The sequence below is a fragment of the Tissierella sp. genome (genome assembly GCF_052089545.1).
In the GTDB taxonomy this organism is placed as follows: Bacteria; Bacillota; Clostridia; order Tissierellales; family Tissierellaceae; genus Tissierella_A.
The window spans coordinates 1-10,258 of sequence record NZ_JBQDAA010000075.1 but is presented as its reverse complement, the minus strand read 5'-3'; the positions used below and the strand labels follow the sequence as shown (position 1 = coordinate 10,258).

10 protein-coding genes and 2 riboswitches are annotated in these 10,258 nt (G+C 31.7%); of the genes, 2 read left to right on the top strand and 8 right to left on the bottom strand.

All coding sequences use genetic code 11. The features are described from left to right. The 4 genes from ACTHW2_RS07025 to ACTHW2_RS07010 form a co-directional block, all read right to left on the bottom strand. A partial coding sequence (locus ACTHW2_RS07025; RefSeq protein ID WP_442263247.1) for a phosphoribosylformylglycinamidine synthase occupies positions 1 to 2,955 on the bottom strand: 2,955 nt, incomplete at its 3' end. A 149-nt stretch (positions 2,956 to 3,104) separates the two neighbouring features. Further along, positions 3,105 to 3,203, bottom strand: a riboswitch (purine riboswitch). Then, positions 3,187 to 3,873 carry a phosphoribosylaminoimidazolesuccinocarboxamide synthase gene (locus ACTHW2_RS07020; protein ID WP_442263246.1) on the bottom strand — a complete coding sequence of 229 codons (687 nt, stop codon included), beginning with the start codon at positions 3,871 to 3,873 and terminating at the stop codon, positions 3,187 to 3,189. (Overlaps the previous riboswitch by 17 nt.) Before the next feature lie 12 nt (positions 3,874 to 3,885). Further along, on the bottom strand, positions 3,886 to 5,205 hold the full coding sequence (locus ACTHW2_RS07015; RefSeq protein WP_442263248.1) for an NCS2 family permease: 1,320 nt from the start codon (positions 5,203 to 5,205) through the stop codon (positions 3,886 to 3,888). A gap of 145 nt (positions 5,206 to 5,350) precedes the next feature. Continuing rightward, positions 5,351 to 5,450: riboswitch (purine riboswitch) on the bottom strand. Between the two features lie 46 nt (positions 5,451 to 5,496). Then, entirely contained in the window at positions 5,497 to 6,111 is a 615-nt protein-coding gene (locus tag ACTHW2_RS07010; protein ID WP_442263245.1) for an acetate uptake transporter, read from the bottom strand. A gap of 171 nt (positions 6,112 to 6,282) precedes the next feature. Between ACTHW2_RS07010 and ACTHW2_RS07005 the strand changes: the two genes are divergently transcribed. Together ACTHW2_RS07005 and ACTHW2_RS07000 are read left to right on the top strand one after the other, a co-directional pair. Then, positions 6,283 to 7,179, top strand: coding sequence for a DUF2935 domain-containing protein (locus ACTHW2_RS07005; protein WP_442263244.1), 897 nt, complete (start codon positions 6,283 to 6,285; stop codon positions 7,177 to 7,179). Positions 7,180 to 7,308: 129 nt separating this feature from the next. Continuing rightward, complete coding sequence (locus ACTHW2_RS07000; protein WP_442263243.1) at positions 7,309 to 7,878, top strand: GNAT family N-acetyltransferase; 570 nt, start codon at positions 7,309 to 7,311, stop codon at positions 7,876 to 7,878. Between the two features lie 49 nt (positions 7,879 to 7,927). Here the strand turns inward: ACTHW2_RS07000 and ACTHW2_RS06995 are convergent, their stop codons facing one another. The 4 genes from ACTHW2_RS06995 to ACTHW2_RS06980 form a co-directional block, all read right to left on the bottom strand. Beyond that, positions 7,928 to 8,437 carry a GNAT family N-acetyltransferase gene (locus tag ACTHW2_RS06995; RefSeq protein ID WP_442263242.1) on the bottom strand — a complete coding sequence of 170 codons (510 nt, stop codon included), beginning with the start codon at positions 8,435 to 8,437 and terminating at the stop codon, positions 7,928 to 7,930. A 52-nt stretch (positions 8,438 to 8,489) separates the two neighbouring features. Continuing rightward, positions 8,490 to 9,323 carry a sulfurtransferase gene (locus tag ACTHW2_RS06990; RefSeq protein WP_442263241.1) on the bottom strand — a complete coding sequence of 278 codons (834 nt, stop codon included), beginning with the start codon at positions 9,321 to 9,323 and terminating at the stop codon, positions 8,490 to 8,492. Between the two features lie 31 nt (positions 9,324 to 9,354). Next, positions 9,355 to 9,615, bottom strand: coding sequence for a late competence development ComFB family protein (locus ACTHW2_RS06985; RefSeq protein WP_442263240.1), 261 nt, complete (start codon positions 9,613 to 9,615; stop codon positions 9,355 to 9,357). A gap of 166 nt (positions 9,616 to 9,781) precedes the next feature. After that, a partial coding sequence (locus ACTHW2_RS06980) for a zinc ribbon domain-containing protein YjdM (protein ID WP_442263239.1) occupies positions 9,782 to 10,258 on the bottom strand: 477 nt, incomplete at its 5' end.

The window sequence follows — 10,258 nt, the reverse complement described above, 5'->3', positions numbered from 1 at the left end:
AGTAAATACTGGGATTAAAATTCTAGGTTTGGTAACCTTTAAACCTTTTTTAATTTTAATATCTATATTTTTAGAGTAATCTTCTTCTTCCTCTAGTTGACCTTTTAAAGTTGGAAAAACTTCTTCAAGAGGACCCGTCCAAGCATTTATTAGTTCTTCTAAATCAATCTTAGTATTATCTACACTTATTTTTCTTTCAGCCATTGTACTACCAAGAAGAGTAAAGTCTCCTAATTCTTCTAAACTTGCTTCTTCTTTTACCTCTAATACTATAGAACCATATTTTGCCTTAAAGAGCTCATTTATATCTAAATCTTTACATTTAAAGCCAATTTTATTTCCAAAGCTCATCTCTAAAATACTTCTCATAACTCCACCCTTTTTAACGCTAGATGCAGAAAGTATCAAGCCTTTTTTATTTAATCTGTAGACCTTATCATATTTTTCCATCATCTCTTTAGTATCTAGGAGTAAGTTTTCATCTAGTGGTAAATCTATTAAAACTACCTTGCTATTTGCCTTTTTAAATTCACTACTCCTTATATTATCAACTTTTTCAGTTGTAACAGCAAAACTTATAAGTGTAGGAGGAACATCTATATCTTCAAATGTACCGCTCATACTATCTTTTCCACCTATACTAGCTATATCTAAATCCTTTTGGACACTATATGCTCCAAGGAGTGATAAAAATGGCTTACCCCATTTTTCTTTATCCACCCCAAGTCTTTCAAAGTATTCCTGGAAACTAAATCTAACATCTTTATAACTTCCTCCAAGAGCTACTACTTTTGCTAAAGATTCTACTACTGCAAAGTATCCTCCATGATAGGGACTCCATTTTGAAATATTAGGATCATATCCATATGTCATAATAGAAGTAGTATTTGTCCCACCATCTTCAACTGGAATCTTACTTACCATTCCTTCACTTGGCGACATCATATATTTACCACCATATGGCATAAGAACAGTTTCGCCGCTTACTGTATTGTCAAAGTTTTCCACAAGACCTTTTTGACTTCCAATATTTATATCTTTTAACATAGTAAATATCTTTTCTTCTAAACCTTCTTCTTTTATATCTTTCTCAAATGGATTAGTACCCTTAGGATTTACAAGCTTTATCTCTGTATCTTTTTCCACTCCATTTGTGTCTAAAAACTCTCTTTTAATCTCTACTACAGTTTCTCCATTGTAGGTAAACTTAAGTATATTTTCTTTAGTAACCCTAGCTACTACTGTAGCTTCTACATCTTCCTTTTTTGCTTCTTCTAAAAATTTTTCTACATCTTTTTCTTCTACTAAACATGCCATTCTTTCTTGCGATTCTGAAAGTGTTATTTCAGTTGGACTAAGTCCTTTATATTTTAAAGGTACCTTTTCAAGTTCTGCAACTATTCCATCAGCAAGTTCTCCAATAGCAACTCCTACCCCACCTGCACCAAAGTCATTGCAGACCTTTATCATCCTAGATACTTGCTTTTTTCTAAACAGTCTTATAATTTTTCTTTCAAGAGACGGATTTCCCTTTTGTACTTCTGCACCACCCTTATCTAGTGAGTCTTCTGAGTGTTTTTGTGAAGATCCAACTGCTCCTCCAAGACCGTCTCTACCTGTCTTTCCTCCCACAAGGATAATAACATCTCCAGCTTTAGCCTGGCCCCTATATACATTTTCCTCCGGAGCTGCAGCAAGAAGGGCCCCGCATTCCATCCTTTTAGCCACAAAACCATCATCATATATTTCTCTTACAAAACCTGTACTTGCACCTATTTCGTTTCCATAAGAACTATATCCTTTCATAGCTCTTCTACATATCTTTCTTTGAGGGAGTTTTCCATTTAAAGTATCTTCAAAAGCTTCTCTTGGGTCCTTTGCCCCTGATATTCTCATAGCTTGATAAACATAAGCCCTACCAGAAAGAGGATCTCTTATAGCACCACCAAGACAAGTAGCCGCTCCTCCAAAAGGTTCCATTTCTGTAGGATGATTATGTGTTTCATTTTTAAACATAAGAAGCCACTTTTCTTCTTTTCCATCAACATCAACATCTATTTGGATACTTGCTGCATTTACCTCATCTGTTTTTTCTTTGTCATCTAAGAGACCCTTCTTCCATAATTCCCTCATATTTATAGTAGCAAGATCCATAAGGCTTACAGGCTTTTCTTTTTTACTATGAGCATATTTTCTAGACTCCAAATATCTCTCCATTTCTCTTTCAAAGACTTCTTTATACTTTCCTTCTTCTATCTCAATGTCCTTAATTCTAGTCGTAAATGTAGTATGCCTACAATGATCCGACCAATATGTATCTATTAGTTTTATCTCTGTAATACTTGGATCCCTTCTTTCATTTCTAAAGTAGCTCTTTATAAATAAAAGATCATCTATATCCATCCCTATTCCGTTTTCTTCCTTAAACTCTTCCATTTCTTCTTTTGAAAAGTCTATAAATCCTTCTACAAATATAATGCCCTCATCATTTTCTTCCATAAGTCCCAAAGAAAAATCATCTATTGGAACTTCTCGAAATTCAATTGGGTTTATATAATAGTCTTTTATCTTAGAAAACTCTTCATTATCTATACCTTTTAATACTATAATCTTAGAATGTTTTAACCCTATATCTTTTTGGGGAAAAATAGTCTTAATAAATTCATTTGAAAAATATTCTCTCTTATTAAACTGTCCCTTCACATCCTCTATTCTAAATGCCATTTCCCCTGAAACAGTTTCAAAGTTTTCAATATAAATATCTGTAAGTGGTTCAAATATAACCTTTTCTAATATAAGATCTCTTTCTTCACTATTAGAATTTATTAAGTCATATACATCTATAACTCTCACATCTTTTAAAGCCTCAATATCTAAATAAGTTCTAAATTCATTTAAAAGTTCAGTTCTTTCAGTATTTACCTCTTTTTTCTTTTCAATAAATATCCTTTGCATGATTTACTCCTCCTTTTAAAAGATAAAAGCCCAGACAGATAGGCTCCACAAGTGAAACCTACCCATCTGGGCTTTTACCCCTACGGTGTAATGCCTTTTACAAAGCATCTGCATCGCTTGGACCAGCAAGAAAGATACTTCTTCGGAACCCTAGATGCACTTTCACTCATAATAAACGATTATCGGTCATTTTTTAAACTTCCCAACCCTATTATGGGAACTTTATGAGCTTCATTTATTTAAAAACATCCTTTCAAGTTCAAGAGGCTCTATATACTCTTCTCCTCTATATACTCTCATACTACCGCCAGATATCTCATCTATTAAGGCAATATGCTTGTCATCTCCTACTCTTCCAAATTCTAATTTTATATCATACAGTTCTAATCCTTCTTTTAAAAGTTCTTCTTTTATAACATTACAAATATCACGAGTAAGTTTTTCTATTTTTTCATACTCTTCCAGCTTCATTATTCCCAATATATCTAAGCCTTCCTGTGTAATAAGAGGGTCTCCTCTTTCATCATCTTTTAATGTAAATTCTACATAGGAATCTAGCTCGTCTCCTTCTTTTGCATAGAGTCCATACCTTCTTATAAAGCTTCCAACAGCTCTATATCTACATATTACCTCTACACCTTCTCCAAAAAAGTCAGCCTTTAATACAGTCATAGAACTCTTTTCTATATCCGCTTCTATATAGTGAGTTGGAATATCTAAATCATTAAGTTTTTCAAAGAAATATTTAGTAAGCTTAAGACCTGACTTACCTATTCCATCTATACTAAGCCCTACTTCGTTAGCACCTGGATCAAACTTTCCATCCTTACCTGTTACATCATCTTTAAACTTTAAAAGAACCTTGTTTTCATCTAGTTCATATACATCTTTTGTTTTTCCCTTGTAAAGTAATTTCATCTAAAATCCTCCTTACATAAATATTATTCTTATTATGAACAATAGGGCCAGTAGCCACATTGTAAAAGATATATCTTTAAATTTGCCTGTTATTGCCTTTAATACCACATATGATACCATTCCAAACACTATACCTTCAGCTATAGAATAAGCAAGAGGCATCATTATAATAGTTAAAAATGCTGGAACTCCATCTGTTGGATCATCAAATTCTATATCTTTAATAGAACCCATCATAAATAGTCCAACTATTATAAGAGCTGGCGCTGTAGCTGCTCCAGGTATCATAGTAAAGAGAGGTGCAAAGAAAAGTGCAAGTGCAAACATCGCAGCTGTAGTAAGGGATGTAAGTCCGGTTCTACCACCTGCTGTAACTCCTGATGCTGACTCTACAAAAGTAGTAACTGTAGATGTTCCAAGACAAGATCCTGCAATAGTTCCTAAAGCATCTGCCATAAGAGCCTTACTTACTCTTGGAAGCTTGCCATTTTCATCTAACATATCTGCCTTAGATGCAACTCCTGCCAGAGTTCCTACTGTATCAAATATGTCTACAAATAAAAATGTAAAGACTACTACCAACATTTCAAAAGAAAATATTTCCTCCATACTTACAAACTGAAAAGCTACATCTTTTACACTAGGTGGCAAACTTACAAGACTATTAAATCCATCTGGTAGTTGTGTAACTCCAAGAGGTATACCTATAAGTGTTGAAAGTATGATTCCAATTAAAAGTGCTCCCTTTATATTTTTAGAAAGTAAAAATCCTATAAGTATTGTCCCGGCTAAAGCAACTATAGGTGCTCCCGAAGCTATATTACCAAGTGCTAAAGGCGTTCCATCTCCAATCTGTACAATATTTGCACCATCTAATCCTATAAAAGCTATAAAAAGTCCTATACCTACAGACACTGCATTCTTTAAATTTGCAGGTATACTGTCGAATATTGCTTCTCTTACATTAAAAAATGATAAAATTATAAATACAATTCCTTCAATAAGTACTGCTGTAAGAGCAAACTGCCAAGTTTTATCCATAGGTCCAAGTACTACTGTATAAGCAAAAAATGCATTTAGTCCCATACCAGGTGCTAGTGCGAATGGATACTTTGCATAAAGTGCCATAATAAGTGTTGCAAAGGCTGCAGAAATAGCTGTAGCAGTAAATACTCCACCAGCATCCATTCCTGCATCTGCTAAGACTAAAGGATTTACAGCCAGTATGTATGCCATAGTCATAAATGTCGTAATACCTGCTATTACCTCTGTTTTTATATTGGTACCATTTTCTTTTAGTTTAAAAAATTTTTCCACCGAATTTCCTCCTATTTATTTTAATTCATATATCCATCTCAAAAAATCTCAAAAAAACAAAAAGCCCAGGCGGGTAGGTTTAAGTGAAACCTACCCGCCTGGGCTTTTATCCCTTCGGTGTGATGCCTTAAGCACCTGTGGCGCTTGGACTTTTACAAACCCTAGCCACACTTTCACTCATAGTAAATGATTATCGGCCATTTGTAGAAACTTCCCAACCTTATTATGGGAACTATACGAGTAATTTGTCGATATTTATATTATATTTAAATATTAGCAAGTAAACTATTATAAGTCAAGTAATATTTATTTAAAAATACCAAATGGTTTTCCAACTGGTAAAAATTCTTTTCCAAAGTGTTCATTTAATACTGCTGCTCCAGCACCATAAAAAGATAAAAGCGAAATTATGATTTCACTATAAGCTGCAAGCTTGTGAGGAAAGTCTCCCCCTATTCCAAACGAATCTAATGCAAGACCTATAAATAAAAAATTGATAACAAAAAATATGCTAAATAAGAGTTTATGAGTTTCCATAGCCCCTATTGTCATAAATACTGTAAATATAAGATAACCTAAAAATGCAAAACCTAATTGTTTTGGATCTACGCTTTCAGCTAGAACCTCTCCAAAAACTCCCATGCTAATCATCCAAGATGTTCCAATTGCTAACCAAAAAAATCCATAAGCTCCAAAAGCTGTAGCTCCAAATGTATTTTCTCTCTTAGCATCCTCAATAGATGCATATAGCTGAGCAATACCGCCTAAAAACATAGCCCAAGGTATTATAAAAGACAAACCACTTGTAATACCAAGCTTTTGTGAAGATGCCACAAGAGTAACCATAGCAAGTCCAAATAATCCTATAGCTGATGGGTCTGAGTTTTTAATTTTAACCATTTTTACTTCTTCCTTATCCATCAAATCCTCCTTAAAAAATATAATTTCTTTATTAATAATATCATCTTTTAATTATTATACAAGAAAATCTTTCGATGAAAATATTTTTATCTTAAATTTGCATGTTTTGTAATTTTTTCCCCTCAAGTCCAATAGTATATATTATGGAATATTATAAAAGGGGGAATTTTTTTGTTATCTAGAGAGAAATTTATAAAATTCTCATTAGAATTAAATCTTTTTTATCTTAGAATTATGAAAGAACATTTATTTTTTATAGAAACTAGTCTATCTCCTTCAGAAACTAATAATCGGAGAATGGCAGAACTTCTTAAGATGAGCGTTGAAGAACTTATGCTTGAAGTTCTTCCTCTTGCTGATGAATATATAAGTCAAGGGGTAATAGACTCTAATGAGCTTATAACTGAATACACTAGTCAAGTAGAAGAAATAACTATGAAGCTTACAGGTTCAGACATCAATTTTGAAATTACAGAAAAAGAACTAGAGCTTTCAAGTAAAAAAGACTGTGATTATAGTGAATGGCTAGAATCATATCTATTAAACTTTAACTGTAGGGCAATAAATATAATAGAAGAAGTTTTTATATTTAAAAAAGAGATTTTACAAAAGTTTATAGATTGTAAACTTTTCATCAACCTATATCCTGAAATGTTAGAACATATAATTCATGAAACAAAATTTTATTTAGAAATATTGAAATCCTTAATAAAAAGGCAAATTCCTGATAAAAAGTTTTGTGATGAACTAAACTTTTGGAATTATATAATGAAAGAACATGCTAGCTTTATAGATGGATTACTTGATCCTAGCGAAGAAGACCTTAAAAAGATTTCAGAAAAATTTGTTTTACACTATGATAAATTAATAAGCAATTGCACAAAAACACAAAAAGATAAGATTTTAGATAAAAGCCTTGAACTTACAGAATATATTAAAGAATATAAGCTGACTGCTGTTCAAGGAATAGTGGAGTGCGAAATAAGGTCTATAATCCAGCCACTACTTGCAGATCATGTACTTCGTGAAGCAAACCATTATTTAAGACTTTTAAAAAAATTTTATTAAAATAAGCTTATAGAATTTATTCTATAAGCTTATTTTCTTTTAATTGGGAGTAAATAAAGTGCCCTGGACATTACTACTTTATTATATTAAAATAAATATAAGTAAATAAAAGGAAATGGAGATGATTTAATGAATTACAGGACGGCCACATTAAAAGATATTCCAGCTGTACAGGCTTTACAAGAAAAATATCATGTCTCAACAATTAGTGAAGAAGATAAGCCAGATGGATTTGTTACAACACTTTTTACTGAAGAACAATTTAAAAAGTTAATCGAAAAAGAAGATGGTCTATTTTTAGCTACAGACGATGGTAAGGTAATAGCTTATGCAATGGCTGCATCTTGGGATTATTGGTCTGCTTGGGCTCTATTTGAGCATATGATAAAGGATTTACCAAGCACAACTTACCTTGGACAAACCCTATCTACAGAAAACTCATATCAATATGGCCCTATAGCTATAGAAAAAAAATATAGGGGCACTAAAGTACTTCCAAATCTATTTGAGTTTTCTAGAAAAGAGATGCAAAAAAGATTCCCTATTTTAATTACCTTTATAAACCAAATAAATCCAAGATCCCTTAAAGCTCATACAAATCTTGAATTAGATATAATAAAAGAATTTCAATTTAACAATAACGACTACTACGAACTAGGCTATGATACATCTAAAAAAACTAAAGGTTCTACTATTTAATATAAAAAAAACATAAGAAATGTGCTGAATTTTTTATTCAGCACATTTCTTATTTATCTAATATCTTTTCAAAAGCAAGTCTTTCATCGCCATTTTTCAAATAAATAATACCACAGTATTTAAAATTATTTTTCTTTAAAAAGTTTTGCATGGCAATGTTTTTTCTATGTGTATCTATTTTTATATCATTTATGCCCCTACTCTTACATATGATTTCTGCTTCCTGTAAAATCTTACCAGCTAGGCCTTTTCTTTTTTTATCCAAATCTACTGCCATCCTATGAACCACACCATACTCTTTTTCTGTAAGCCACTCGCCTTCATATATCTTTTCATAAGTATCTTCACCTTCAAAGCTAAGGGCTGTAATTCCAAGTATTTCTTTATTTTCTACTAAAACATAGAATTCGTCATTATCTATATCATTTTCTATAGTAGCTTCATTTGGATAACCATTTTGCCACTGATTTATTCCTTTTGACTTAAGACTCTCTTGAGCCTTTTTTATTATAAGCATAATTTCTTCCATGTCTTCTTTTTTAGCAAATCTAAGTTCCATAAGCTTCCTCTTTCCTCTGAATTATATTTTCCATATTATCTCCTAAATAAGATTAATTTTCACCTTGGATTACTTCATTTTCTTCATAGCTTATCCAATCACTATAGCCACCAGCATATAGCTTAGCATATACTCCTATTTCATCTAAAAATAAAACAGTTACAGTTCCTGTTATACCTGAACCACAATGAACTACTACTTCTTTATAATCTTTTAAATCTTTAAGCTCTTCTTCTATTTTCTTTAGGTTTATATCCCTTTCATCCTCTAAAAGATCTGTCCATGGATAGTTAATTGCTCCTTCTATATGACCGGCAACTGTATCTAGTGGTTCAATTTCTCCAATATATCTTTTGTGATTTCTAACATCTACTATAGCAACCTCTTTATCTTTTCTCTTCCTATCTACCTCTTGCATATGAGCTATTATTTCTTCATTTATATTTATATTTAAGTCTCCAGTCTTTTTTACCTTTGGAGCTTCCTTACTTATATCCCCGCCTTCTTTTATAAAGGCCTCTTTTCCGCCTTTTAAAATATAGACTTGATCCTTACCAATATATTTAAAAATCCACCAAAGTCTTCCAGCCATGGCAAGCTTTCCATCATCATATATGATTATCTTTGAGGAGTTATCTACCCCTAAACTTCTCATATAATCCCTAAACTCTTTTAAATTAGGTAAAGGGTGTCTTCCACCATGAATAGATATTTGACCTGTAGAAACATCTTCTAGAGAAACAAAATAAGCCCCTTTAACATGTCCTTTCTTATAAGAATCTATGCCTTGTAAAGGCTCGGCTAAATTTGCTGTGGCATCAAGTATTATTAAATTTTCAGCATCTATATTTTCTATTAAATATTTTGCATTAACAAAATTTTTCAATCTATCATCCTCCATAATCTTTAATATCTATTTAATGTCTGGGATTTTCTTCTACTTTTTTTATGGCATCCATTATTCCTCGAACTGTATCTGCATTAAATTGATTATTTAATTCATTTAATTTAGAGTATACTATTCCTTTATGACTTACAATATACATAGGTTTTAAATTATTAAGTGTTATAGCCTTTATATCTTCTATACATATTTGACAATCACACTTAAGTTTATGCTCCTTTATAAGGTCGGGTAATACATCTTCTACTACAATCTCCATATAATTTTTTAACATATTTATTCCCCCTTGAAAAGATTGTTAGATAATTAATATATTTCAATTATACCCTTTATAGTAAAAAAATCTAACTAATATCAATCTTTCTAATCTTTTTTAAAAAAAGCATGACAAAACTTAACTTTATAGATGTTTTGTCATGCCCTCTTTTAATATTAATTTTTTATGCCTTTTTTACAAACTCAGATTTTAACTTCATAGCCCCAAACCCACTAACCTTACAATCTATATCATGTCCATCACTTGGAGAGTCTACAAGTTTTATTCCTTTAACCTTTGTACCTTGCTTTATTGGGTTGGAACTTCCCTTTACTTTTAAATCTTTTATAACTATAACATCGTCTCCATCTTCCAATGGGTTTCCATTAGAATCTTTTATAATATCTTCTTTTATTTCACTTACTTCTTCAGACACTTCTGTCCATTCATGGAAACACTCTGGACAAACAAGTAAATGCATATCTTCATATGTATATTCCGAATCACACTTTGGACAATTTGGTAAATTTGACAATTCCATCACTCCATTTATTTTTATAGTTAAATATTTAATATATTTTAAGATTTTCCATAAAAAGACCTCTACGAGTGTAGAGGTCTCCATTTGCAAATTTAAAGTTTTAAGGTATAAGTCTTCCTT